General features: G+C 58.3%; 16 protein-coding genes. 9 read left to right on the top strand and 7 right to left on the bottom strand.

Annotation, left to right across the window (positions count from 1 at the left end; all coding sequences use genetic code 11):
• Positions 1-9 precede the first annotated feature (9 nt).
• Positions 10-627 (bottom strand): superoxide dismutase, encoded by a 618-nt coding sequence (locus HY298_13600; GenBank protein MBI3851290.1) that lies wholly within the window; start codon positions 625-627, stop codon positions 10-12.
• 152 nt (positions 628-779) lie between these two features.
• Positions 780-1,397, bottom strand: coding sequence for an imidazole glycerol phosphate synthase subunit HisH (hisH, locus tag HY298_13595; protein MBI3851289.1), 618 nt, complete (start codon positions 1,395-1,397; stop codon positions 780-782).
• Between the two features lie 188 nt (positions 1,398-1,585).
• Between hisH and HY298_13590 the strand changes: the two genes are divergently transcribed.
• Positions 1,586-4,498: a sigma-70 family RNA polymerase sigma factor gene (locus HY298_13590; protein MBI3851288.1), complete on the top strand. Its 2,913-nt coding sequence runs from the start codon at positions 1,586-1,588 to the stop codon at positions 4,496-4,498.
• Between the two features lie 13 nt (positions 4,499-4,511).
• Here the strand turns inward: HY298_13590 and HY298_13585 are convergent, their stop codons facing one another.
• On the bottom strand, positions 4,512-4,727 hold the full coding sequence (locus HY298_13585; protein MBI3851287.1) for a hypothetical protein: 216 nt from the start codon (positions 4,725-4,727) through the stop codon (positions 4,512-4,514).
• A gap of 186 nt (positions 4,728-4,913) precedes the next feature.
• On the opposite strand from HY298_13585, the gene HY298_13580 reads away from it, so the two are divergent.
• Both HY298_13580 and HY298_13575 read left to right on the top strand, forming a co-directional pair.
• The gene (locus HY298_13580) at positions 4,914-5,507 is read left to right on the top strand and encodes a hypothetical protein (GenBank protein MBI3851286.1); all 594 of its coding nucleotides are present in this window, start codon (positions 4,914-4,916) and stop codon (positions 5,505-5,507) included.
• A 13-nt stretch (positions 5,508-5,520) separates the two neighbouring features.
• Positions 5,521-6,264, top strand: coding sequence for a hypothetical protein (locus HY298_13575; GenBank protein ID MBI3851285.1), 744 nt, complete (start codon positions 5,521-5,523; stop codon positions 6,262-6,264).
• 114 nt (positions 6,265-6,378) lie between these two features.
• Here the strand turns inward: HY298_13575 and rlmN are convergent, their stop codons facing one another.
• Complete coding sequence (gene rlmN, locus HY298_13570; GenBank protein ID MBI3851284.1) at positions 6,379-7,527, bottom strand: 23S rRNA (adenine(2503)-C(2))-methyltransferase RlmN; 1,149 nt, start codon at positions 7,525-7,527, stop codon at positions 6,379-6,381.
• Positions 7,528-7,625: 98 nt separating this feature from the next.
• Positions 7,626-9,830: an alpha-glucan family phosphorylase gene (glgP, locus tag HY298_13565; GenBank protein ID MBI3851283.1), complete on the bottom strand. Its 2,205-nt coding sequence runs from the start codon at positions 9,828-9,830 to the stop codon at positions 7,626-7,628.
• Positions 9,831-10,012: 182 nt separating this feature from the next.
• On the opposite strand from glgP, the gene HY298_13560 reads away from it, so the two are divergent.
• The 3 genes from HY298_13560 to HY298_13550 all read left to right on the top strand — a co-directional run bounded on the left by HY298_13560 (position 10,013) and on the right by HY298_13550 (position 12,303).
• On the top strand, positions 10,013-10,813 hold the full coding sequence (locus HY298_13560; protein ID MBI3851282.1) for an ABC-2 family transporter protein: 801 nt from the start codon (positions 10,013-10,015) through the stop codon (positions 10,811-10,813).
• 4 nt (positions 10,814-10,817) lie between these two features.
• Positions 10,818-11,669, top strand: a complete 852-nt coding sequence (locus tag HY298_13555; protein MBI3851281.1) for an ABC-2 family transporter protein — start codon at positions 10,818-10,820, stop codon at positions 11,667-11,669.
• A gap of 235 nt (positions 11,670-11,904) precedes the next feature.
• The gene (locus HY298_13550) at positions 11,905-12,303 is read left to right on the top strand and encodes a response regulator (protein MBI3851280.1); all 399 of its coding nucleotides are present in this window, start codon (positions 11,905-11,907) and stop codon (positions 12,301-12,303) included.
• 67 nt (positions 12,304-12,370) lie between these two features.
• Here HY298_13550 and HY298_13545 read toward each other — a convergent pair whose 3' ends face one another.
• Together HY298_13545 and HY298_13540 are read right to left on the bottom strand one after the other, a co-directional pair.
• Positions 12,371-12,877: a zinc ribbon domain-containing protein gene (locus HY298_13545; GenBank protein MBI3851279.1), complete on the bottom strand. Its 507-nt coding sequence runs from the start codon at positions 12,875-12,877 to the stop codon at positions 12,371-12,373.
• Between the two features lie 133 nt (positions 12,878-13,010).
• A complete protein-coding gene (locus tag HY298_13540) occupies positions 13,011-13,646 on the bottom strand; it encodes a sigma-70 family RNA polymerase sigma factor (protein ID MBI3851278.1) in 636 nt (211 codons plus the stop codon).
• Between the two features lie 679 nt (positions 13,647-14,325).
• Between HY298_13540 and HY298_13535 the strand changes: the two genes are divergently transcribed.
• The 3 genes from HY298_13535 to HY298_13525 all read left to right on the top strand — a co-directional run bounded on the left by HY298_13535 (position 14,326) and on the right by HY298_13525 (position 26,285).
• Positions 14,326-14,883 carry a hypothetical protein gene (locus tag HY298_13535; GenBank protein ID MBI3851277.1) on the top strand — a complete coding sequence of 186 codons (558 nt, stop codon included), beginning with the start codon at positions 14,326-14,328 and terminating at the stop codon, positions 14,881-14,883.
• A gap of 73 nt (positions 14,884-14,956) precedes the next feature.
• Complete coding sequence (locus HY298_13530; protein MBI3851276.1) at positions 14,957-16,384, top strand: hypothetical protein; 1,428 nt, start codon at positions 14,957-14,959, stop codon at positions 16,382-16,384.
• Between the two features lie 457 nt (positions 16,385-16,841).
• The gene (locus HY298_13525; protein MBI3851275.1) at positions 16,842-26,285 is read left to right on the top strand and encodes an HYR domain-containing protein; all 9,444 of its coding nucleotides are present in this window, start codon (positions 16,842-16,844) and stop codon (positions 26,283-26,285) included.
• Positions 26,286-26,315: the final 30 nt, after the last annotated feature.

Raw genomic sequence — 26,315 nt, 5'->3', positions numbered from 1 at the left:
TTGCGTCGCTTAGTAATTCTTCGCCACTTCGGCCCAGTTGACCACGTTCCACCAGGCTTTCAGGTAATCGGGCCGGCGGTTCTGGTATTTGAGGTAGTAGGCGTGCTCCCAAACATCGCAGCCGAGAATCGGCTTGCCTTCACAACCGGCGATGGCCTTGCCCATGATGGGATTGTCCTGGTTGGCGGTGGAAACAATTTCCAGCTTGCCGCCATTCACCACGAGCCAGACCCAGCCGCTACCGAAACGGCCCACGCCCGCTCCTTCAAATTTTTCCTTGAACACGTCGAAACTTCCGAACGTGGCTTTGATGTCCTCGGCGAGTTTGCCGCTGGGCGCACCGCCGGCTTTTGGCCCCATGAGTTTCCAGAACATTGAGTGATTGTAATGTCCGCCGCCGTTGTTGCGCACCGGACCGCGGATGTTGTCGGGAACTGACGCCAGGTCGCGGATGAGCGCGTCAACCGACTTGGCTTCGAGCGCAGCGTTGCCGGCGATGGCTTTGTTGAGATTGGTGACGTAGGCGTTGTGATGTTTTCCGTGGTGGATTTCCATCGTCGCGGCATCAATGTGTGGTTCGAGTGCGTCTTTGGGATAGGGAAGAGGAGGTAGTTCGTGTGCCATAATTTTCCTTGGTTAACGGTTGTTTGTTAATTTCAATTGTCGATGAACGATTCTGTCATGCCTTCAAGTGACGGCAAGAAATTAACAAACCAACCACCGGGGCACAAGTGCCGGTTGTGAGATTCTGCCGGCAGTGCAGCGTCCACGGGGTTCGATCAAGCCGCCAGCTCCACAAAATTCTTCAGCAACTGCAATCCCACTTTCTGACTTTTCTCCGGGTGAAACTGCGTGGCGAATATATTGTCACGCCAGATGGCGGAGGCGAACGTCTCGCCATAGGTTGTCCGGCTTGCGACGATGGAGGGATCAGCCGGCAGCGGGAAGAAACTGTGAACGAAGTAAACGTAACTGCCGCTCGGAATGTTGCGAAAGAGTGGACAGTTCGATTGCACGAGTTCAATTTGATTCCAGCCAATCTGCGGAATCTTCAAGCCTGGCTTTTCGGCAAAGCGAACGACTTTGCCTTGGAAAATCCCCAACCCGGCGGCGCAACTGTTGAACTCCTCGCTGCGCTCGAACAACGCCTGATAACCGACGCAGATGCCGAGGAAGGGTCGTCCAGTCTGGATGAATTTTCGCACGCCTTCCAGCAAGCCCTGCTTTTGCAAGGCGTTTACGCAATCATCAAACGCCCCGACGCCGGGCAAGACGACGGCGCGGGCGTCCGCCATTTCCGCCGGTTGCCGGACGACGCGCACGTTCGCGCCCACTTTCAAGAGGGCCTTTTGCGCGCTCCGCAAGTTGCCGGAACCGTAATCAATCAGGGCGATCACATGACCATTAAGAATTAAAAATGCAAAACAAGAAACCACGAAATACTCAGCGTGGTTGTCTACGGCCCGAATTGGCGACTTGTAGTGAACTTGGCGCACGGTAGATTCGGTTTTGGCTCAGGGGTGGCCAAAGGCAATTTGAGACCAACCTTGTGCGATTTGTCCGTGGGTGGTTGTTATACAATGAGATGACACCTAATGATAGCGAACTGCTCCGGCGTTACGTGCGCGACCGGTCCGAAGCCGCCTTCGCAGAACTTGTGCGGAGGCACCTTGATCTGGTTTATTCGTCCGCTCTGCGACAGATAAACGGCGACGTTCATGCGGCCCAGGATGTCGCGCAGGCCGTGTTCCTCGATCTGGCCAGAAAGGCGGCACGATTGACCCGGCACTCGTCCCTCAGCGGCTGGCTCTACACCAGCACGCGCTACCTTACCGCCAATGCCCGCCGCGCCGCGCAGCGCCGTCTCGTTCGCGAGCTAACCGCCCACACCATGAACGAACTCCAACGTGCCGACGAAGCCGAACCTGATTGGTCGGCCCTGCATCCGATCCTGGATGACGCGATGCACGAACTGAATGAAACCGACCGGGAAGCGGTTCTCTGGCGTTACTTCGAGCGGCGACCGTTCGCGGAAATCGGCCTGCAACTTGGCCTAAAAGAAAATGCGGCGCGAATGAGGGTCGAGCGGGCTCTCGACAAATTGCGCGCGGCGCTGATTAAACGCGGCGTAAATTCAACGGGCGCTGCCCTGGCCACAATGCTCGTCAACCAAGCCGTCGCTTCGACACCAGCAGACCTGGCTCAACGCGTTTGCCTGGCCGTAACCGCTGCTGCCGAAGTCGGCGGAGTCGTCGCTTGGCGCGCTGCGTTATGGGCCTCAATGAAAATCAAACTGGCCGTCGGCGCTGGCGTTGCGATGCTCCTGGTGTGTGCCCTGGTGTGGTGGCAGTTTGCCGAACCGAAGCCCGGCATACCCTCATCACCGGATGAAAATGGAACCAGCGACACTGTGCTGGCGTCCCAACTTTCAAGCAACGATTCGGTTTCTGGCGCAACGGGTGAACTTGAGCCAGCACCGCCCCTGGACCAAAACAAACTTCATCTCTTGATCGTCGCCGCAGGCGGTGGCCAGCCGGTATCGGGCGTTGATGTATCCTGTGACGTTTTAGTGGGCAAAGATTCCAACAACACGAAATTCCGCTCGGATCGAAACGGCTCCGTCCAAATCGTGCTGCCGACTAACACGATGAGCCTTGAAATTCGTATCACGAGCGAAGGTTTTGCCGATACGCGGCTCGCGTGGCGGACAGACCGCGGGGAAGTGATTCCGCGGGAATATGTCCTTCGGTTGACCGCACCGGTTTCGCTTGGCGGCTCGGTGGTGGACGCAGAAGGGTGGCCCGTCAGTGGCGCGCAAGTCACAATGCACTGGGCCGACAATCCGATCGATGCACCGCGTCCAGAAACTCACACCGCTTGGGTAAAGGTCAGCACCGATGCCGGCGGCCGCTGGCACACTGAACGTGTCGCTCCCGAATTAGTTCGCCAGTTGCGTGTGTTTGCCAGTCATCCTGACCATGCGGAGTCACTGGCAATCCGCGTCGCGACTGACGCGGAGACCGAGCGTCAAATGCGCGAAGGCACCTTGGTCTTGCATTTGGGCGCGGCCGGCACTGTCCGGGGTTTGGTGGTTGATCCTGATGGAAACCCGGTGAACAAAGCCAAGGTCCTCATCGGGAAGCTCTACTATAGCGACTCGAAAAAGCTCGAGACTGCGGCGGATGGCTCCTTCGAGGTGCGAGGTTGCGCGCGCGGCAAGGCGATAATAACTGTTGAAGCCAATGGCTTCGCTGCCACCGGAGCCGAAGCGGACGTTGATGCCGCCGAGCCTGTCCGCATCGTGTTGAGCCGGGGCAAATCTCTCCTCGTGAAAGTGATTGATCGCGAAGGTTTACCCGTAGCCGGTGCTGGTGTAGGGGTGAGTCCGGCCCTCGAACGTTCCGGTTCGAGGCGGGACCGAGTTCCCCAGTTTGCCTTAGACACGAAAACGGATGCTGACGGAAAGGTGTTGATGCCGCATGTGCCAGATATGGATCTGAATCTTGGGGTCTGGGCAGATGGATACATGAACGTTTGCGGCATGAACGTCCCGCCCGACGAACGGGAGCTGCAAGTAACACTCCCTCCCGTGCTGACCGTGAGCGGCACGGTCCGGGACGCGACCACGGGCAAGCTGGTTCCGAAGTTCCAAATCGTCACCGGCCGGCCTGAGATGCGCGGACCTTATTGGAGCACCATCGACCGGTTCCATCCGACTTTCGAAGGCGGCACCTTTCGACACGTATATGACGAGGCCGTCGTGTGCGAAGCGACCAATTCCGGCTACCTGCTGAAGTTCGAGGCCGACGGTTACGCGCCATACGTCTCCCGATTGATCGCACCGGACGAACGCTCCGTTCAATTGGAGATCGCGCTTCAACCGGCGGAATCACGACAGCTCATCGTGGTCAATCCAGATGGCACTCCGGCGTCGTGGGCCGACGTGGGATTGCCGGAACTCGCCAAAAACAATTCGTTGCTCCTGGTGCCGGGTGGCTTCGACGTCAGCTACAATCGCACGGACGGTGCGCGGCAGAAGACCGACCAACAAGGCCGATTTAAAGTCCCCGCGAGCGAACCGATTCGGCGGGTGGTCATTGCCAGTTCAGCCGGCTATGCGGATGTGAGCATTGAAGGATTGGCCGACGGTGCCACCGTACAGTTGCAGCCTTGGGGCCGGATTGAGGGCGACCTGCCGGGTATTAACAACCAGTCCACGCAGAACGAAGTGACGTTTAGCTTTCATGGCACGCACGCGCCCGAGGATGGAATCTGGGTGGACCCCTTTTCTGGCTTCCGCGTCAAACCGGATTCCACCGGACACTTTGTGTTGCCGATGGTGCCACCGGGTCGGCACGGCGTTCAGGAATTGATTCCCTTCAAAAATGGTTGGAGCCATGGCCGTAAACTGGAAATCGAAGTGCTCTCCGGCCAGACCGTTCAGGCAACGTTCAATACAAATGCTGTGCCGAACACGGCCGGCAATCACGCCCAATGACCGGATGAACCGATCAGCATGAACCGGATCTCTTCCGCTTCGAGGGTTTCCAGTAACCGAGCGACCGGATGAAGTTTTCGGCGAGTTTCCATCGTTCTTCAAGTGTGGCGGCGAGGCCAAGCGCATTGACTGATTTGTCGGCGTCCGTCAAACCACGCACCGATTTGAGCCGCGCGAGCATGCGAGCGGCGCGCACCGGCAAAGGCTGCACTGGCAGGCGTCGTTTCATGGTGTGACTGTATCAGATGATGCCGGACAATTCACGCTCTGTTTTTAACCGCAACTGGCCGCAGGCGGCATCCAGGTCGTGACCTTTTTCGCGGCGGAGCGTACAGACGACTTTCTACTGCTTCAACGCGCAGGAAATGATTCGGACGTGACTTGCCGCCGGGCTTGCGCAAGGATGGGCCGCGTTATGAAGCTGGTCACGGAAGCGTTCGTCAGCGAGAACCTATTTGAAGTCGGTCTGGGGTACGTGCTGTTCACCCGGTTTCGAGCGGGCGACGCCGAATCGGGCGTATTCATGTTAGACGTATATTGCCGCGGCGTCAAAGACGCCTTCTACACCCGAAGCAGCGAGGTCGAATACCGCCGCACGACTTTGGACCGGATACTGAAACCCGACACCCGAAGACCACTCGATCCCCCAGCGGCCCGCAAGTTGGTGGAAGGGGCGGTGGCTTATGCCCGGAATCTGGGCTTCGCGCCGCATCCGGATTACGCGCAGGCGTGTCGCGTGCTGGGCGGCACCAGCGCCGCCGATTCTGCGGCCACCTTCACCTTCGGCAAGAACGGCAAGCCGTTCTACGTGCAGGGCAGATTCGATTCCTTTGAAACCTGCCTTCGCGCCTTGAACCAACTCCGCGCTCGCTGCGGGAATGATAACTTTGATTTTCTCGCCGTTGGAAGCGCGACCGAGACTCGGGAACTGGAACGCCAGGGATTCACTATCCGACAGAAAGTTCCGGTGCCGCCAGCGGATTTGAATTCAGCCAGTCACCACAGGTAAAGAAACCATCAACATGAAAACGATCATGCCTCAAACCACTTCACCCGGAAAATGCCGGCTCAGCGGCGAGCTGCTCGACAAGGCGCGGATGAGCACGCATCTCAAGCACTGTGCCAAACGCGCCACCCCACCCTCCGCGGCCCGCAAACCGGCGCCTTGTTTTCATGTTTTCGTCGAGGCGACTTACTCGCGGCAGTACTGGCTGCACCTGGAGGTGCCAGCCAAAGCCACGTTCGGCAAATTGGACGGCGTGTTGCGCGCCATCTGGCTGGAGTGTTGCGGTCACATGAGCGCCTTCAATTTCCCGCGGAAGCGCGTCTGCCTACCCGCTTCGGGCAACGTTGCTCAAGTGTTCGCCGCCCTGATGCAAGGCGGTTTTGGGGACGACATTGAAGACGATGAACAACTCATGCGCGAACCTGTCGGGACCCGGCTCGCGCCCGGGGTGAAGTTCAGCTACGAATACGATTTCGGCACCACCACCGAACTTTCACTCCGCGTGCTGGGCGAACGCCCCAGCGCGTTTCCCAAGGCCGGCATCCACCTCCTGGCGCGCAACGAACCGCCCGAGATCCTCTGTGCCCGTTGCCAGAAACCCGCCACGCAAATCTGCGGTCAATGTGAATGTGAAGGCGACGGGGCGCTCTGCGAAAGGTGCGCAAAGGAGCATGAATGTGGGGACGAAATGTTGCTGCCGGTCCTCAACACCCCCCGTACCGGTGTGTGTGGCTACACCGGGCCGTCCGAGGAGCCGTAATCGGGGACGGCTATGCTTGAGTCTCAGCGTGGGTCGCGCCGTTTCCAACCTCCAACGGGCGTCACTAAATTCTGAGCGAAGTTCTGGAAGCTGGAGACAGGCGCCACGTCGGTCCTACGCCGAAGCCAGTTCCCGCTCGGTCTGCAGCCGCAATTGCCCGCACGCCGCGTCAATGTCGTGGCCTTTTTCGCGCCGCAAGGTGGCGGTGACTTTTTGCTTCTCCAACGCAGCAAGAAAGGCTTCCTGCACCGGTTCGCTCGGGCGCTCCCACGGCAGACCTTCGACCTTGTTGTAAGGAATCAAATTGACCTTGGCGTTGAGGCGATGGGCAAGTCGCGCCAGGGGTCTGACCTCATCCAAGCCGTCGTTCACACCGGCGATTAGGATATATTCCAGCGTGATCATCCGCCCTTTTTTCTGCTGATAAAACTCGCAAGCCGCAGTTAGTTCGCTCAATGGATATTTGCGATTGACCGGCATGATTTTGTTGCGCGTTTCATCGGTGGCGCCGTGCAAGGAGACGGCCAGCCGAAATTGCAATGGCTCGTCGGCCAGCTTGCGGATTTGAGGCGCAAGGCCGCTGGTGGAAACCGTAATTTTCCGAGCGCCAATTCCACCGCCCCACGGCGCGTTCAGAATCTTCAGGGCCTTCAGGAGATTGTCGTAATTGGCCAGCGGTTCGCCCATGCCCATGATGACGAGGTTGTCGATGATGCGTGATGCGTGATGCGTGATGGGAATTGCGTGTTGCATGTCAGGTTGTTCATTTTGCATTTTGCATTTTGCATTTTGCATTTCCGCCGCGTTCCACCGCTCAACCGCCAACACCTGATCGACAATTTCCTCGACGCCCAGATTACGCTTCCAGCCGTCGAGTCCGCTCGCGCAGAACTTGCAACCGTAGGCGCAGCCGACTTGCGTGGAGACGCAGAGCGTGTGGCGGTCACTGGCGTCTCCGTAAAGCGCGGGGTTGGCCGGGATCAAAACGCTTTCGACCAGCGAATGGTTATGCAGTTGCCAGAGAAATTTTTGCGTGGTGTCGCGCGAACCTTGTTTGCGCGTCAATTCGAGTGTGTGAAAGGAGAATTCCTTCTGAAGTTGATCGCGCAAAGCTTTGGGCAGATTGGTCATCTCGTCCCAACTCGTCACGCGATGGCAGTAGAGCCATTCCAGCACTTGATCGACGCGGTAAGCGGGTTGGCCCCACGCTTTGAACCGTGCTTCCAGTTCCTCGCGGGTTTGCGATTTGATGTCGGCAGTCACGTTGGATTCTTGTTCTTAATCTTTCTCTTAATCTTAATCTCTCCGGCATTTCTGTCAGTGGACAAGATTAAGATTACGATTAAGAGTGAGAGGGAAAGCTACTTCGGCAGGTAATACTTCTGGGTGTATTCCTGGACCATGCGCCAGGTGTTGAATTGGGGAACGAGCGTCACCATCGCGCGGCGGATTTTCTGAATCCATTGACGCGGAATGCCGGTGGCATCGCGGTTGTAAAACGTGGGAATCACTTCTTCAGTCAGCACGCGGTAGAGGTTTTCGCTGTCACGACGGTCTTGTTCCTCGACGGAATCGGGGTGGGAATCATCCCCGATGGCGAATCCGTTCGTGCCGTCGTAGCCCTCGCGCCACCAACCGTCAAGAATGCTCAGGTTCAGACAACCGTGGCAGCCGGCCTTCATGCCGCTGGTGCCGGAGGCTTCCAATGGCCGCCGCGGATTGTTCAGCCAGACATCGCAACCGGAAATCATCTGCCGGCCAACGTGGACGTCATAGTTCTCGATGAACACCAGTCTGTCTTCCAGTTCGCTGTGCTTGGAGAGATGAACAATGTGTTGGATGTAACGCTTGCCGTCGTCGTCCCGCGGATGGGCCTTGCCGGCGTAAATGAATTGCACGGGCTGCTGTTTGTCGTGGACGAGCTTCACGATGTTGGAGAATTGCTGGAAGATCAGGGGCGCGCGCTTGTAGGTGGCGAAACGGCGGGCGAAACCAATCGTCAGCGCATCGGGATTCAGCAATTGATCGAACGCGATGAAGTCGCGCTGCGTCAGGCGCTGGCCCTGCAGCAGCAAACGGCGGCGGGTGAATTCGATCAACTCGCGGCGTAGTTTGTAGCGCAACGCCCAGAGTTCCTCGTCGGAAATAAAATTCGGGTCGGCCATCTTGGCCCAGAACTCCGGAGAGTTAATCATGGCGTCCCACGGCACGGCGGGTTTGTGGCGCAGAAGGGTCGTGGTGTCTCCGCTGGCAGAGTGCGGTTCGTCGGGACTTGAAAGGAAATTAAGTTTGCGCCGCCAAAAACGGCGCACGGTGCCCTTCATCCAACCCAACAAATGAACGCCGTTGGTGATGTGACCGATGGGCACTTCTTCCACTTTCATGTCCGGAAAAAGCGCGTGCCACATCTGCCGGCTGACGCGACCGTGCAGTTCGCTCACGCCGTTGGCCGCGCGCGACATCTTCAAGGCCAGCACCGTCATGCAAAAGGCTTCGTTCTTGTCCTGGGGATGGACCCGCCCAAGGGCCATCAATTCTTCGAGCGAAAGTTTGAGTTGCGATTCAGATTTGTTCGCAACGTAATTCATCAGGTCGAGTGAGAACCGGTCGTGGCCGGCTTCCACCGGGGTGTGCGTTGTGAAAAGGCATTCGGCCTTGGTCGCTGCCATCGCCTCGCCGAAACTCCTGCCCGCGGCGATTTTTTCGCGCATCAACTCCAGCGTCAGGAAAGCCGCATGACCCTCGTTCATGTGGAAGACGGAGGGTTGCACGCCCAGCGTGCGCAGAAGCCGGACGCCACCAACGCCGAGCAACATTTCCTGCATGATGCGCGTGGAGCTGTCGCCACCGTAAACGCGCAAGGTCAGGTCGCGATAATGCTGCTCGTTTTCCGGCCGGTCGGAGTCCAGCAGATACACCGCGTTTCGCCCCACGTTGACGCGCCACGCCTGAAAATAAACCTCGCTCATCGCGATGCGGATGGAGCATACCACGGGTTCGCCCCTGGCGTTGAGCACCGGTTCCATGGGCAGGTTCTTCGGGTTGAGCAGGGTGTAGTATTCGGTCTGCCAGTTGTCCTGGTTGAAGGCTTGTTGAAAATAACCTTCGCGATAAAACAGACTGATGCCGACAAAGCCGATGCCCAGATCGCTGGCGGATTTGGCATGGTCGCCGGCGAGAATGCCAAGACCCCCGGCGGCGATGGGCAAGGTTTCATGGAAACCAAACTCCATGCTGAAGTAGGCCACGGGATTCTGTCGCAGTGCCGGCGCGTGTTGGCCGCCCCAGGTTTCTTTTTCGTTCAAATAGGCGTCAAAAGCCTGGAGCACGTCGCGAACGCGATGCGCAAATTCCGGGTCCTGAAACCGCACGCGCAGTTCGTAATCAGACACCTCATGCAGGATGGCGACGGCGTTGTGATAGAGATTCTGCCAGCCGCGCGCGGAAAGTTCCTGAAAGACTTCCTGCGCCTCCTGGTTCCACGTCCACCAGAGATTGCGGGCCAGGCGGTTTAATCCCACCGTCAGGTCGGTCAGTTCTGTCGCGCTGAGTGGTGGTTTGCTCATAACGTTCGCGCTTTGACGAATCCTGGTTCAATCTTCATTTCGTGGATAAACGTTAGTTACGCTGGAGCCCCACCGCAAATAAAATCAGCGCCCGCACGCCGCCGCCGTTTGTTTGCGAATTGGAAATCCAGGTCTGGTGTTTTTCCGGACTGCCGGCTTAAGATGATCCTCAAGCGGTGGTCATGAAAAAATATTGGCACGTCGTCAACATCGGCATTCAGAACACGCTGACGTATCGGGTGAATTTCCTGTTCCGCAGTTTGTTTGGATTGATCCCGCTTTTCGCGACGATTTCCCTGTGGCGCGCCATTTTCGAGGGCAAGAGTTCGACCGTCGCCGGCTACAGTCTCGCGCCGATGATTTCATATTACCTGGTCGTCACCATCGTGGATGCCCTGACGGCTGTGAGCGAAGACGACTGGCAGATCGCGGCGGATATCAAGGACGGCAACATCAGCCAGTTTTTATTGAAGCCGATTGATTATCTGACGTATCGACTTTGTTTGTTCGGGGCGGGGCGTTTGATCTATACGGCGGTGGCGTTCGTGCCGGTGACGTTGTTTATCCTGATTCAGCGAACCAATTTTGTGCTGCCGGCCGACGGCGCGGTGTGGGGCTGGTTTCTGCTTTCGATTTTGATGGCGGCGTTGATTCAATTCTTTCTTTCCTACACGCTGGCGTTGCTGGCGTTCTGGGTGTTGGAGGTTTCGAGCTTCATCATCATGGTGTTCGCCTTTGAATACATCGCGGGCGGACATTTGTTCCCGCTGGATATTTTGCCTCCGGCGCTGTTGAAGGTCCTTTATTTCACGCCTTTTCCCTACCAACTGTTTTTGCCGGTGAACATTTACCTGGGTCGCACCGCGGGGGACGCGCTGTATCAAGGATTGTGCCTGCAGGCGTGCTGGGTTGCGGCGGCTTATCTGTTGGCACGGTTTGTCTGGCGCCGTGGCATCACAAAATACAGCGCGGTGGGAGGCTGAGTCGATGAAATCTGAAAACCGAAATCCGAAATCCGAAACGTACACCGCCCATCACGCTTCACGTTTCACGCGTTACCTCTCCATCTACGCTGCGCTCCTGAAAAATTCCGTGGCGCGGGAGATGGGTTTCAAAAGCAACTTCCTGATGTGGATCGTGGTCGAGTTGCTCTGGTTTGCCTTGCAGGTTTCCTTCATTGTGGTGATCTATCAGCATACCGAGAACATCGGTGACTGGACCAAGTGGGAGGTGGTGCTTCTGGTCGGCGCAAGTCATTTCATCCAGCAAATCTTTCAGACTTTTTTTCTCACCAACTGCACCCAGCTTTCCGAACTGATCCGCGTCGGCAAGCTCGATTTCATGCTGTTGCTGCCAATCAACTCGCGGTTCATCATCTCGCTGCGGCAGGTGGACCTGGGCGGGATTGTGAACGCGGGGACGGCGTTGACGGTCATGGTGTATGCGCTCCGGCAACTCCATTTGGTTCCCGGCGTCTGGCAGATCGGCGGATTTGTTTTGCTGACGGGCGCGGGCATTCTCATTCACTACTCGCTGATGTTTTTGCTGTCCAGTGTGAGCTTCTGGACGGTGCGCGCGCAGGGTATCGTCTGGGGCTACTACAGTCTGTTCAACATCGCGCGGATGCCAGACGCGGCGTTTCGCGGCTGGTTCAAGGCGGTGTTCACGTTCGTTATTCCGATGCTGCTCGTCTCGAATGTGCCGGTGAAGTTGCTGGTGCAGCGATTGAGTTCGCCGGTGGACATGCTGTTGTTGGTGACCATGAGCGCGGTGTGCTTCGCGGTGTCGGAAATGGGCTGGCGGTTTTCCGTCCGGCACTACACCAGCGCCAGTTCTTGAGAGCTGCAAACGCAAATCGCCATTGGGCTTGCCTTTTCCAGCAAAGGGTTCAATATCCAATTCAGTAAAACGAATAGTTGCTGATAATCGAGAAATCAGAAATCTTGCCGGCACATAACAAATCCGGGCTGTTCTGTGGGATGATTGGTTGACCGTCGCGACAGGTTCATGTTTTGCCAATCGACTTGGGAGCCCGACAGCCGAACGCCAAAAACCTTCAAACGGAAACTCAGCCATGAAAACGATCATCATCATCGAAGACGATCCGAAGAGCACGGCTTCACTGGTCACCCGCCTCGAAGCCAACGATTATGAAGTGTTGATTGCGCGTGACGCCGTCAACGGCGCTTTCATGGTCATCGAAAACAACCCGGCCCTGATTCTGTTGGATATTTCGTTGCCGGAAGGCAGCGGGCTGGCGTTGGCCAAAAAATTGTTCAGCCGTCCGGAGACGCGGCACACGCCAATTATCTTCGTCACCGCCGACAAGGACCCGCAGTTGCGGGAAGTCGCCATGAACCTGCGCGCGGCCGGCCTGTTCGACAAGCCCTACGATCCTGAGGAATTGCTGGCCATCATCCGCTATGCACTCGGCGACACCATGACCAAGCCGCGCACGGAGTTGAACAGGTAGCCTCGGCTGAATTCGACGCGCTCAACTGGTGGAGTGTTGTTGATGTTCTCTGAAACGTGAGGCTGTTTCAATAATCATACAGTCCGCTGTCGTGTGTGTAACCGGCGCCCGTGCCCGCTCCACCTGCTTCGCCGCCCATCAAATCGCCAAGCAAGTCGCCCATGTCCGCTTCGATCTTTTCCGGATCTTCGCCCGCTTCGAGGCGCTTGATGGCGATGTCCATTTCCTTGGGCATCGTGCCAGCCGGCATAAGGTCCTTCATTTTGCGCATCATGTGCGCCATGTGCCTGGGATTGTTTTCATCGAGACTCTCCATGTCGCGTTCCATCTCGCTCATGGCGCGGGCGATTCGCGGGTCATCGAAATCGGGCATCGGCGGTTCGTTGCCGTCGTCAATGTCGCCTTTGGCCGCCGGTTCTTTGGCGCGGCGCGGCGCGGCGAAGCGGCTCATTTGTTTGGCCAGCTTCTTGTGGCCGCACTTGGGACAGGCCGGGGAGCGCTCGGGATTGGTCCGCTTCGACAGGAAGTTGAAGATGACCCGGCATTTGGGACAGGCAAATTCGTAAATGGGCATAGTCGCGTCTTTCTCGTTTTGCTGGACGAATACCAGAAAACCGAAGCCGAGAAAAGAGAGGAATGCGGCTTGGTCCAATGAAGACGAGTGGGCGACCTTACGAACAGCCGACCCAGACCGGGAGGAGTTCAAGTCAGACAAACTGCTTCTCCAACTTCTTGATCTCCTTGTTGAGCAGCCTTCCGACGCGATGTTTGGCCAGGTAAACCTGCGCGGAATTCACGCCGAGCGTTTGAGCGACTTCCCGCACCGCCTTTCCCAGAACGACGTGCAGATGATAAATCTCGTAATGTTGCGGATGCACCTGGCGTTTGATGCGGGCCAATGCCGCCTGTAGAAGATTCTTTTCCCATTCAGCGTTCCAAACGGCCGTCAGGTCGAGGCCCGCGGGGTCCGGAACGCGTTCAATCGTGGCCGTGCGGGTGCCTTGCTCCTGCGTAGCAGCCGACGTAAGGAGGCTCTGAACTCCCATCCCCCGCCGTTTCTGCAGTTGATCAAGAATACGCCAGCGCGTGACTGTCAGCAACCAGCCCTTAAAGGAATCCTTCGCCGGATCGTAAACGAACCCCGGCATTTTCTTCGCCACCGAGATGAGCGTCTCCTGGACGACTTCATCCGCTTCGGTCTCGTTCAACCCAGCCTTGCGCGCCACGCTGTAGATGAGTTCGCGGTAAGTCTGGTAAAACTCGTTCCAACTCGTTTGATCGCCCAAATCCTTCAGGCGCTCCAGCAAGCTGGCGCGCGTCGGAATCAATTCGTCACGCGGCATAATTGAGTTAATCACGGATGACACGGATCGGCACGGATGTTTTTGTCATTGCTCTTTGCGACTGGACTTATCCACCTGATCGCTTCGCTGCGCGGTCATTTACCGATTAACCGCCAGACCCGTGCCATTTCTTTCAACAATCTTCTGACCTCTGATCTCTGACTTCCGACCTCCGGCTTTCGTCTTCTAAAATAATTCCACTTTTCTGAAAGACCTTCGTCTTCCGACCCGGTTCATCTCCAGAAGCCAAAATGAAATGATCATGAATGCACCGTCAATTCAGCACACTTGCCTCAGATCGGGTGATTTAGCTCACTGTCTCAAGCCCGGCGGCAATCTTTTCCGTAAGGATTCTTCAAGCGGTTCGTTTAAGAGTCATAAGGCAATTAACCCATTTGGGTCTCGCTCGCGAAGTTGGGCTGACTGAGCGGATGAACTACTGGATCGAACGCTTTCCAGCTATGGATCAAAAAATTGCAAAGCCAATTCTGTAAAAACGGCAAACGAAGATTTCCGCCCGAGTGTGCGGGAAGGCGGGTTTGGACAGTGGCTAGTCATGGCCCGAACCCGCCGAGCAGTCGGGTCTTAAGCTGAAGGCGATGCCCAACTGGAAGTAAAACAAAAAACCAAAACAGAAAAGCCGGGTGCCTGTCACCTGGCACAAAAAGAAAGGAACATCATGAAAAATCCTACCACAAACAAAACTGGAGAACTGATGCGCTCGAAAGGCAAGTGCCTGGGCATCTTCTCGCGTATGGTGCTGCTCGCAGCCCTGCTCGGTCCGCTGGCCGCGGCTCAGGCACAGACCTGGAGCTTCAGGATCGTGAACGCGCCCATTGCGTTGAACAAGAATAGTCCCAAATTCGAGTCCATCCGCATAACCGGTAGCGGGACATTTGATCCCGTGCTGGGTGTCGTCTCTGCGTGCGGGACTTACACCCTGTATAACGCGTTTGATCACCCCAATGGTCCCGTCATCCACGCCACGTGGCACTCCAGCACATTCGTGGGTTGGTTGGAGGCCGGTAAATCCAGCATGCTGACGATCAAATTCGAGTCAAGCGATCCCCTGGCGAATCCGAATGGCCCAGGTGAGATCACCTTGCTACGATACGGCATCCAAGGTCCCATCGTCGCCGGTGAACCATACATTGTGCCGCCGGGCGGTTCAGGCGGGGGTGTGAAGTTCAGTGAGAACGATGACGATGACGAACCGTTCTTCCCGCCAGTTCCCTGACATATCAACCGATTGCGGCCGCCTCGTTGACACACGCGCCAGCGGGGCGCCTCAATCAATTCCCTAACCTATTATGATTATTCCCACTAGATTAGCCAAACCCTGTGGTCTGTTCTTCACGGTCCTCCTGGCCGGCGCGTTGTTGCTCCAATCATCGTCCGCGCTTGCCCGGGATGAAGACCAACTGGACCGCCAACTAATCGCCCGGCTAAAACAACTGGGCTTTACCGGAAAGGTTGATTCCACTTTCGAGCAGCGTCTCGGTCGCGCCGTGGATCCCGCGCGTGCCAACCTGGGCCGGTTGCTTTGGTTCGACACCATCGGCGGTCTGAACAACGACAACACGTGTGGCGGCTGCCATTCGCCCACGCGGGGATTTGGTGATACCCAATCCATCGCCATCGGCATCGATAATAATGGGATTGTGGGACCTGATCGCACCGGACCCCGTAATCAACGCCGCACCCCGATGGCCATCAACACAGCCTTGTATCCGAACCTGATGTGGAACTCGCGCTTTGCCTCGCTCGCGGACGATCCGTTTGACAACAGCGCCGGATTCCAGTTTCCGCCGCCGGAAGGATTGACTCTTTCCTACCTGCCGCACCTGCTCGTCGCCCAAGCGTTCATTCCGCCGACCGAACGAATCGAAGTGGCCGGGTTTGACTTTCCCGGAGACAACTACGCCATCCGCGCGGAGGTATTGCGGAGACTCAACGACACGGCGGCGTACCGCCAGTTCTTCGGTGAACTCTTCCCGGAAGTTGCCCAAGGCGCGCCCATTACCTTTGATATGTTTGGGCAGGTGATTGCGGAGTTTGAGTTTACGCTGATTCGGGCCGACGCTCCCATTGATCAATACGCGCGCGGCATCAGAGGCGCGCTCAAGGCGGGGCAAAAGAAAGGCGCACTAATTTTCTTTGGCAAGGGCCGCTGTGTGGAATGCCATGCCGTGTCCGGACCTTCCAACGAGATGTTCAGTGACTTCAACCGGCACGTGATCGGTGTGCCGCAAATCGCGCCCCTCCTCGGCAACCTGACTTTTGACGGGCCCGGTCAGGATGAAGACTTTGGCCTGGAACAGATCACCGGTGACCCCAACGATCGGTACATGTTTCGCACCTCGCCGCTGCGCAATGCCGCCTTGCAACCGGCCTTTTTCCACAACGGCTGCTTCACGCGTCTGGAGGATGCCGTGCGCCATCATTTGGACGTGTTTGCATCGGCCCGCAATTACGATCCGGTCCGCGCCGGTGTCGCTGCCGACCTGACGGTGTTGCGCGGACCGATCGAACCAGTCCTGGCGCGAGTTGATCCGCTGCTGGCTACGCCGATTTCGTTGAGGGATGACGAGTTTGGCTGGCTCGTCGATTTTGTGCGTGAGGGACTGCTGGACCAGCGCGCGCAACCCGAGCTCTTCCGCCACCTCGTTCCTAAAACCGTGCCCAGCGGACGGCCGACTTTGCTCTTCGAGTTTGAGAATCACGCCGAGACGAAATGATCATGACGCTCGCGATTGCTTGACCGCTTGAGAGCTTTGCTTGGTGAGGTGCGCGGAATAGCGCACCCGTCACCAAATGCGGAAGAAATTAAACAAACTCAAAGGCCAGAAGAGTTTTCAAAAGAATGGTGAACACCACCAAGCGGCTGCCGACCTCTGATCCAAGATCTTCTACCTCCGGCTTCTGCTTTCTCAAATAATTTCACTTTTCTGAAAGACCCGCCTTCCTCGGCCCGGTTCATCTGTGGAAGCCCAAACGGAAGGATCATGAAAGCAGTGTCAATTCAGCGACGCCTTTGCCCCGGATCGGGCGATTTCGTACACAGGCATGAATCTGGCCGTCGGAATCTTTCCTGTAAGGTTTCTGCAACCGCGTCGTTTAAGCGCCAGCAAGCCATGAGAGCGACACGAACCAAAGTTCAGGTGTATGCCACGTGAAACAGAAAGAAATAAAAAGATGAAAATACCAATCTTGCTTCTCATGTCTGTTCTGCAGGTGACCACGGCGGCCGATCTGCTGCCCACAATTAATTGCCCCGGCGACATCGTGGTGCCGACGGAGCCAGGCCAGCCGTACGCCTACTTCAACTACGTTTCGTTGGTGTCCTCTAGCGACACCGGGGTTGCCATCAATTGCGCCACGCCCAATGCCACCTTGCCGGATTGCAGGTGGGCCAGTGAAACATTCTCACCCAGCGTGGCACCCTATATTTTCGCCAAAGGCGCCAACACCGTTACTTGCGTGGCTACCAAGACCTCCCCGGGCATTATCACGACCATTGCGGGTAACGGGACGGCGGGATTCGGCGGAGATGGCGGCCCGGCGGCCAGCGCCAGTTTCAATTACCCTCGCGGACTGGCCACGGACAGCGCCGGCAATGTTTTCATCGCTGATCTCAGTAATAATCGCATCCGGCGATGGGAGGCGGCCAGCGGCACCCTCTCCACCGTGGCCGGGAATGGAACCGCAGGTTTCAGCGGGGACGGCGGGCCAGCCACGAGCGCCCAACTCTACCACCCTTACAGTGTGGCCGTGGACAGCCACGGCAACGTTTACATCGCCGACCAGCAGAACTCTTGCATTCGCAAGGTGGAGGCAGCAAGTGGGACCATCACTACCTTCGCAGGCATGGGAGGCAGCGCTGGCTTTAGCGGCGATGGCGGGCCGGCCACGAGCGCACGGATTTATCCGCCGGTTGGAGTTGCTCTGGACAGCAACGACAATCTTTTCTTCAGTTGCGGCTATGGCTTCAGCCTCATCCGCCGTGTTGATGCGGCCACGGGAATCATCAGCACAATAGCCGGTGTTAACGGGTGGGGCGGTTTCGGTGGGGACGGTGGCCCGGCTACGAGCGCCACGTTGAACGTGGCTGCCGACCTGATGCTGGACAGCGCCGGAAACCTCTTCTTTTGTGACTCGCGGAACAACCGGATTCGCCGGGTGGATGGCACAACAGGCATCATCACGACAGTCGCTGGCAACGGGATAGACACCTATGGCGGCGATGGTGGGCCGGCCATCAATGCCAGCCTTTCTTTTCCGAACGGCCTGGCGATGGATGCCGCCGGCAACCTGTTCTCCGCAGACAGCGGAAATCACCTTATCCGCCGCGTCGAGGCGGCCACCGGGATCATCAGCACGGTGGCGGGCGCAATCAGCGATGCAGGGTTTGGCTTCCGCGGCGATGGCGGCCCGGCCAGCAGTGCCTTGTTCAACGGTGCGTACGGGGTCGCGTTGAACAGCAGCGGCAATCTTTTCATTGCGGATCAATCGAACCACCGCATTCGCCGGGTGGACCTCCCTGTCCCTTACAGTTCGAGTTGCTCGTTCAAGGTGATCGTCAGAGACACGGAACCGCCCAGCATTATTTGTCCGTCCGATGTGGCGGTCGCGGCGGCCCCCGGCCAACCTTCGGCCGTCGTCCAGTACCCGCTGCCCACTGCCACGGATAATGGCTCCAATGTGATTGTCACCTGCACACCGCCGCCCGGTTCAGTGTTCCCCGTTGGAACCACAACCGTCACCGCCACCGCAGTGGACACCGCAGGCGGCATAGTCACGACGATTGCCGGCAACGGCCTGCGCGCCTATGGCGGAGACGGCGGACTCGCCACCAACGCCAGCTTCAGTTTGGCATATAATCCGGTTGCGGTGGACGTTGCGGGAAACGTTTTCATCGCGGACTCGGAGAATAACCGGGTGCGGCGAGTGGATGCGGCTTCCGGCGTGATCACCACCGTGGCGGGCAATGGCGGTGCCAGTTTGAGCGGACTGGGCGGCGCAGCGACGAGCGCCGGAGTTCCTTTTCCCGCGGCGGTCGCAGTGGACAATTCGGGAAACCTGTTCATTTCCATCCGTGGACGAATTCTGCGCGTGGACGTGGCCGCCGGAACGATCAGCGTGTTCGCGGGAAACGGCAGCCTGAACTACAACGGCGACGGCGGGCTGGCTATCAATGCCAGCATTGGCCAAGTGATGGGTTTGGCGCTGGATGGTACCGACAGCCTATTGCTCGTTGATGTATTCAACGGCGTGGTCCGCAAGATCAATGCCCAGACAGGAATCATTTCGACGGTAGCGGGCAATGGCATCAGGGGCTTTAGTGGAGATGGTGGCGCGGCCACGAACGCCAGCTTGCTCGACCCCGAGGGCCTTGCGGTTGATCCCGCCGGCAATATCTTCATCAATGACTCGGGCAACTTCCGCATCCGCCGCGTGGATGCTCAATCCGGCATCATCACGACGGTCGCGGGTAAAGGTTATGGATTTAATGAGTGCGACCAAACGGGTGGCATTCGAGCGACAAATCTGTTCATTATTTCACCACACGGAAATCTCGCTGTAGATGCAGCCGGAAATTTCTTCTTTGTCCATGACTCGCAAATTTTCCGGGTGGACGCCGTTTCCGGCATCGTGACGCCGGTGGTCGGGTCTTACAATGGCGGCATTGGCTTCAATGGCGATGGCGCTCCTGCCGACCAGGTGCAAATCAATACCACCGGCGGGCTGGCGTTGGACACCGCTGGGAACCTCTACTTTTCAGACACGTTCAACTTCCGTATTCGCCGCGCCAGCTTTGCCGGCGCCGCGATGGGGAACACCGCGAGCTGTACCTTCACCGTAACGGTGCAGGCCGTGCCGCTGATTGCTTCACTCGAACCCGCTTTGATTTTCGCCGGCGGACCCGACTTCACCCTGACGGTGAACGGCACGAACTTCATTTCCAGCCCCACGGTGCTTTGGAACGGCGTTCCCCGGCCGACCACTTTCGTCAGCCAGACCCAGTTAACGGCTGTGATCCCCGCGAGCGATATTGCGCTGAACAACGAGAACATCGGTGTGGCCATCGTTACGGTGGTCAATGCCAACGGCCTCCCTTCCAATCCGCAGCCTTTCACTTTCGTCGGCGACAATGTGACCGTTGCCGAAACGCAGCTTGCCATCGCAGGCGCGATTGCCGCCGCCTCGACCGTGCCGGCGGCGGCGAACCAGGCGGGCGTCTCGGCCCAGCTTGCGAATTCATCCGGCAGCCAGCCCGTGACCGTCACCGCCGCAAATTATTCCGGCAACCCCGGCGCGGGCACCGTCTTTGACGCCGGCGGCGGTTTCGTGGATATCAAGGTCACCGGGGCGGGCGCTGACAGCGTCTTGACTGCGGATTTTTACTATGCCGCCTCAATTACCGGCGCCGCCGAGGTGAATCTGGTACTGCTCTACCTGGCCAGCGATAACAGTTGGCAGCGCGTCTTTGGCAGCGGTGGCGCGGCTCCGCTAAAAGACACTATGGACCTTTCTCTGAGCGGCGTCACTTTCGGTGGCCGTTTCTCGGTCGTCTTTGACAACACCAGCACGCCCAGAGTCAGCGAGTTGACCGGAACGCCCTTTGCCGTCGCCGTGGATCGCACGCTGCCGGTAATTACCTGTCCCGCTGATATTGTCACGCGCACCGACCCCGGCCAGTGCGCCGCGGTCGTGAACTACAGCGTCACTGCGACCGACAACTCCGGGAATGCCAATGTCACCTGCTCCCCGCCCGCCGGTTCGGCTTTCCCGAAAGGCACGACGATTGTCAACTGCACCGCCACCGACCCCTCGGGCAATAGCGCCATTTGCTCCTTCAGCGTAACCGTCAGCGACCCCGAGTCGCCGAGTTTCACTTTGACTGGCGCCTTTCAAACCAAGACCATCGGCGGTAACCCGTTCATCAATTCTGAATTTGTGACCACCGGCGACTTTAACGGCGACGGCAATGTGGATGTCGTAGCCGTCTCCGTTGGTTATTTCGCCGAACGGGGGACTAATGATGTTGCCGTGATGTTGGGAGATGGCGCTGGCAATTTTGCTCCTGGGCGGGTGTTCTCCGTTCCCTTTTCCTGCCACTCGGTTGCGGTCGGGGATTTCAACGGAGACGGCAAAATGGACATGGCCGTGGCCAACGGGGACGACAGCACTTTTCCAGTGAGAGGCAACGTCAGCTTGTTGTTCGGCGACGGCGCGGGCGGCTTTGGCCAGCCCGTCAACATCCATCTGGGGTTCTGTTACAAGGTGGTGGCCGGCGACTTCAATGGTGATGGCAAAATGGACCTGGCCGTGGCGAACTGGGATGAGACAAAAGCACCGAAGCAGCGTGTAACCGTGCTGCTCGGCGACGCGCATGGCGGTTTTGCGGTGGCGACGAATCTGTTCTGGTGTCCTCCTCCTACTGGCAATCCCACCATCAGCCTCGCTGACAGCGTCGCGATGGAAGAGTTGACCGTTGGGGACTTCAACGCGGATGGCAAGCTGGACCTGGCGATTCCGAACAGCGCGGGTTTGGCGTTGGGCGGCGGTTCGACGACTTGCGGAATCAATGTCTGGCTGGGGAATGGCGCTGGGAATTTCAGCGCGGCGATGTCTTCCCCGGTGACGTTCGGCAACGCCAGCGGGATGTCAATGGCCGTGGGTGACTTTAACGAAGATGGCAGGCTGGATGTTGTCACCGTCCAAGGTTACGTCGGCGACTTCGGACAACCCGCCATACCGGCCGGTTCGATCAATGTCAGCATTGGCCACGGCGACGGGAGCTTCGGACCTGAGCTGAACTACATTGACTTCAACCGACCCACTGCCGTTGCTGTCGGTGACTTCAATAACGACGGGCATCTCGACCTGGCTGTGGCGGAGAATAACAGCGGGGTTTCCATTCTGCTTGGCAATGGTCAGGGTGGTTTCAGCTTCCTGGCGAATTCGCCTGGCAGCGCGTTTTACTCCCTGGCAGTGGCTGACTTCAACCATGATGGACGTTTGGACGTGGCCAGCGAAGCCAACTCCGGAGCGACCATTTATCTCAATGGCAAGAGTACTCTCCCAAACGATATCACGGTATCCCTGCCGCCGGGGACAACTTCCGTGCCCGTGACTTTCCCAACGCCCATCGCGAGCGATAATTGTCCGGGCGTTGTCGTGAGCTGCGTGCCGCCTTCCGGTTCGTCTTTTTCCAGTGGAACCAACACTGTTACCTGCACTGCCACTGACAGCTCCGGCAACACCGTCACAACTTCTTTCCTCGTGAAGGTGGTCGGCTTGCAACCGCTCTTTCCAGCCACCCCGGCAAATCTGGCAAGCAGCACCGCGCCGGGACTGTGCTCAGCCGTGGTGAATTACGGCATCAATTACTTCGGCTATGCCTGCACTCCACCCTCCGGCTCTTCCTTTGCGAAAGGAACCATTACGGTCGATTGCACTCCACCCACCACCGGCAATTACGCCACCGGCATCATCTCGACGGTTGTGGGCACCGGCACAGCAGGTTTTAGCGGGGACGGCGCGCTGGCCAGCGCGGCGCAGATATCTGTTGTGAACTTTCCCGGCGGCTTGGCCACCGACGCGGCGGGCAATCTTTACCTTGCGGACGAGGGCAATCTTCGCGTGCGGAAGGTGGATGCCGCCACAGGCATTATCTCAACCGTCGCCGGCAACGGCCAATCTGGCTTTAACGGCGATGGACTGCCGGCTACCCAGACCAGCTTACGGCCAAAAGCCGTCGCCTTCGACCAGTCCGGCAATCTTCTTATTGCCGACTCCGGAAACAGCCGCATTCGCAATGTGAACGCTGTCACTGGTCTCATTACGACGGTGGCCGGGAATGGCCTTTCTGGCTTTGGCAGTGATGGCGTGCTGGCTACAGCCCCCGGCTTTAACGGTGGCAGGCTTTCCGGGCCTTCGGGGCTTGCCATGGATGGCGCGGGGAATCTTTTCATCAATGACCAGGGCAATTACCGGATTCGTCGAGTGGACGCCGTTACTCAAATCATGACGACTGTAGCGGGTAATGGCACGTTTGGATCCGCCGGCGATGGCGGCCCGGCGACCAATGCCAGTTTCAAAGTCCCCTCGAGCATCGCCCTCGACAGCCACAACAACATTTACATCACAGACGCTGATCGCGTGCGCAAGGTGGACACGCTCACGGGTATCATAATCCTGGTGGCCGGGGGCGGTACCACTTCCACGTCGGAAATCTTGCCAAACGTAACGCTGGCCACCAATCTTAACCTGGGTTCGGTGGACCCGGGGATCGCTCTGGACGCCAACGACAACTTTTTCTTTGCCAGCGGCAGCAAAATCCTCCGCGTTGATGGTCAGACCGGGCGAGTCACCAGAATGGCGGGGACTGACAACGGCTTCAGCGGCGACAGCGGCTTGGCCACCAGCGCAATGCTCAACTATGGCCGGGGCCTGACGTTGGACCGACTGGGTCATCTTTATTACACGGACGCTGGTAATAATCGCATCCGCCGGATCAACCTGTCCGGCAGTGCTGTGGCCACCTCCTTCACCGTCACGGTGAATGATACCGAGAGGCCGGCGATCACCTGCCCGGCAAACCTTGTTGTCAGCACCGATCCCGGACAGTGTTCTGCGGTAGTGAATTATCCGCTGCCTGCGGCCAGCGATCATTGCCCGGGAGTGACCGTGGTCAGCACTCCGCCCAGCGGCTCAGTTTTCCAAAAAGGAACGACTCTGGTCAACTGCACCGCAACGGATGCTTCGGGCAACAGTGCTTCGTGCTCCTTCACCGTGACAGTCGTCGACGCTGAAAAGCCCACGCTGACCTCATGCCCGACGAACATGCTCGTCAGCACCGCTCCGGGACAGTGCTCGGCAGTGGTGAATTATTTGCCGCCGGTGGCCCAGGACAACTGCCCGGGCGTGACGCTCGCGTGTAATCCGGCCAGCGGCGCCACTTTCTCGAAAGGAACGAACCCTGTCCTCTGCACCGCCACGGACGCCAGCGGCAACACCAACGCCTGCTCGTTCACGATCACAGTCCTTGACACCGAAAAGCCGACGATTTCCTCCTGCCCAACAAATATGATCGTGAGCACCGATCCCGGCCAATGCTCCGTAATCGTGGTCTTCCCGCCGGCAATCGCCCGCGACAACTGTCCGGGAGTCACTGTGGTCAGCAGTCCACCTCGCGGTTCGGCTTTCCCGAAGGGAATAAACCTCGTGACCTGCACCGCTACTGATTCTTCAGGCAACAGCAGCACGTGCGCTTTCACTATCACCGTCAACGACACGGAAAGACCGACGATCACTTGCCCGCCGAACATCACGGTCAACACCGATCCCGGCCAGTGCTCGGCTCGCAACGTCGCCTTGGGCACGCCCGCCGTGGCGGACAACTGCAGCGTCGCCAATGTCGGCAACAATGCGCCGGCCATCTTCCCCAAGGGCACCACCGTCGTGGCGTGGAGTGTGACCGACACCTCCGGCAACTCGGCCACCGGGGCACAGAATGTCACCGTGTTGGATCGGCAGCCGCCCACCATCACCTGCCCGGCAGACATTTTCGCCAACACCGATCCCGGCCAGTGCTCGGCCGTGGTCACTTACAACGCGGCTGCGGCCGACAATTGTTCCGGGGTCAATGTCAGTTCCAGTCCCCCTTCAGGCTCGGCATTTCCGATTGGAACAAATAACGTGACGGTCACTGCCTCCGACTCTTCGGGAAATACCGCTTCCTGCATCTTCACGATAACAGTCCTTGACAACGAACCGCCGACGTTTATCCCGCTCTCCAGTTCCGTGTTGTCCCCGTTTGATCTGGATCACCCCATTCAACGGAACAATGATCCCGGCGATTGCTACGCGACTGTCACCTTCGCCAACCCCAAGGCCACGGACAACTGCGACCCCAGCACCTTGAGCGTGACGGTCACGGCGCTCGATGAAACCGGAGCCAACATTCCGCTGAGCCTGGCGGCCGGGGATCAACTCACGGGCCAATTCCCGGCAGGCAGGAGCGTGGTCACGTCCGTCGCCGATGATGGCCGGGGCAACACCATCCAGCACCAGACCGCCTTGATCGTGACCGACGTTGATCAGCCGGTGATCACCTGCCCCGGTGACCAACGGGTGGTCGTCAACCGCGGAGAGCCGGTCGTCTTCACCGAAGCGACCGCCGTGGACAATTGCGATCTGCAAAGTGTCGTGTGCACTCCACCGTCCGGCACCGTCCTTGACCCCGGCTCAAATTACGTCGTCAAGTGTGTTGCCACGGACATCCACGGCCTCTCGAATACGTGCACCTTCACCGTGACGGTCGTGGCGGCGAATCTGCCCCCGGTGGCCAACGCCGGCGCTGATGAAACGGTCCTGGAAACATCAACCACTCCGAGCGTCCAATTGAGCGGTTGCAGCAGCACGGATGACGGCAAGCCGGTTGTTCCCGGAAGTTTGTCCTTTCTGTGGAAGCAGGTCGCGGGTACTCCCGTGGTGCTTTCAAGTGCGACGGCGTGCAACCCAACCTTCCGCGCTCCCTTGCTGCCGTCCGGGAGTTCGGAAGTGCTCACGTTTAGTCTCGTGGCCAATGACGGGGAGTTGAACAGTCCGGAGGCCTTCGTGAACATCACCGTGAAAAATGCGAACCACCCGCCGGAATGTCACGTCTCGGCGCCAACCGCGGTCGCCGAAGGTTCACCGGCGGTGACGCTCAATGGCGCAGCCAGTTTTGATCCCGATGCGGATTCGATCGTCTCCTATCAATGGACGCAGATTTCAGGTCCGCAAACGCTCACTCTGGCCGGGGCGAACACCGCCAACGCCAGCTTCGACGCGCCGTTCATCACCAGTGGTGGCGGGAACACCACTTTGACGGAATCCTATTCCTTCCGGCTCACGGTCGGTGATGGCCAACTCTCCACTTCGAGCGACGTCACGGTCATCGTGGACAACCTCGACCATTGTCCCACGGCGAATCCTGGTGGGGATGGTCTGGTGACGGAGGGCAACGGTTACACGCTCAACGGCAGCGCCAGCAGTGATCCCGACAACGATCCGTTGCTCTACGCCTGGAAACAGAACGATGGTCCGCCCGTTACCCTGGTCAACCCCAACACCGCCTCCCCGAGTTTCCAGGCGCCGTTCGTCAATGCTGGTGGTACCAATCTGGTCTTCGCCCTGACCGTGGATGATGAATTCGGCTGCACCGACACCAAGACCGTCACCGTGCACGTGGACAATGCCGGCGATCCGCCCACCTGTGCGGGCGCACGGGCCAGCGTCACTGAACTTTGGCCGCCCAATCACAAGATGATTCCCGTTTCTCTCGTCAACGTCGGCACGGGCGACCGGCCGACCACGATCCGCATCACTTCAATCCGGCAGGATGAGCCGTCGAATGGCTTGGGCGATGGCGATACGCCGTGCGATGCCATCATTGCCGCCGACGGCGCCAGTCTCCTGCTGCGGGCGGAACGGGCGGGCACGGGGAACGGCCGCGTTTACCACATCTACTTCACAGCGACCAACTCCGAAGGCACGTGCTCCGGCGAAATCCAGGTCGGTGTGCCACGTGACCAGAAGCCGGGTCACATCTGTGTGGATGACGGGCCGCGATACCCATCATGTCCGTAGTAGAAACTTATAAATAAGGCTTGCTTTAAA

The sequence above is a fragment of the Verrucomicrobiota bacterium genome (genome assembly GCA_016200005.1).
Taxonomy (GTDB): Bacteria; Verrucomicrobiota; Verrucomicrobiia; order Limisphaerales; family PALSA-1396; genus PALSA-1396.
This window is presented reverse-complemented; position numbering and strand designations above follow the sequence as displayed.

Coding starts and splice junctions, on each gene's coding strand:
- HY298_13590 (MBI3851288.1), top strand. CDS start 1,586: ATGACACCTAATGATAGCGAACTGCTCCGGCGTTACGTGCGCGACCGG.
- HY298_13585 (MBI3851287.1), bottom strand. CDS start 4,727: ATGAAACGACGCCTGCCAGTGCAGCCTTTGCCGGTGCGCGCCGCTCGC.
- HY298_13580 (MBI3851286.1), top strand. CDS start 4,914: ATGAAGCTGGTCACGGAAGCGTTCGTCAGCGAGAACCTATTTGAAGTC.
- HY298_13575 (MBI3851285.1), top strand. CDS start 5,521: ATGAAAACGATCATGCCTCAAACCACTTCACCCGGAAAATGCCGGCTC.
- glgP (MBI3851283.1), bottom strand. CDS start 9,830: ATGAGCAAACCACCACTCAGCGCGACAGAACTGACCGACCTGACGGTG.
- HY298_13560 (MBI3851282.1), top strand. CDS start 10,013: ATGAAAAAATATTGGCACGTCGTCAACATCGGCATTCAGAACACGCTG.
- HY298_13555 (MBI3851281.1), top strand. CDS start 10,818: ATGAAATCTGAAAACCGAAATCCGAAATCCGAAACGTACACCGCCCAT.
- HY298_13550 (MBI3851280.1), top strand. CDS start 11,905: ATGAAAACGATCATCATCATCGAAGACGATCCGAAGAGCACGGCTTCA.
- HY298_13545 (MBI3851279.1), bottom strand. CDS start 12,877: ATGCCCATTTACGAATTTGCCTGTCCCAAATGCCGGGTCATCTTCAAC.
- HY298_13540 (MBI3851278.1), bottom strand. CDS start 13,646: ATGCCGCGTGACGAATTGATTCCGACGCGCGCCAGCTTGCTGGAGCGC.
- HY298_13535 (MBI3851277.1), top strand. CDS start 14,326: ATGAAAAATCCTACCACAAACAAAACTGGAGAACTGATGCGCTCGAAA.
- HY298_13530 (MBI3851276.1), top strand. CDS start 14,957: ATGATTATTCCCACTAGATTAGCCAAACCCTGTGGTCTGTTCTTCACG.
- HY298_13525 (MBI3851275.1), top strand. CDS start 16,842: ATGAAAATACCAATCTTGCTTCTCATGTCTGTTCTGCAGGTGACCACG.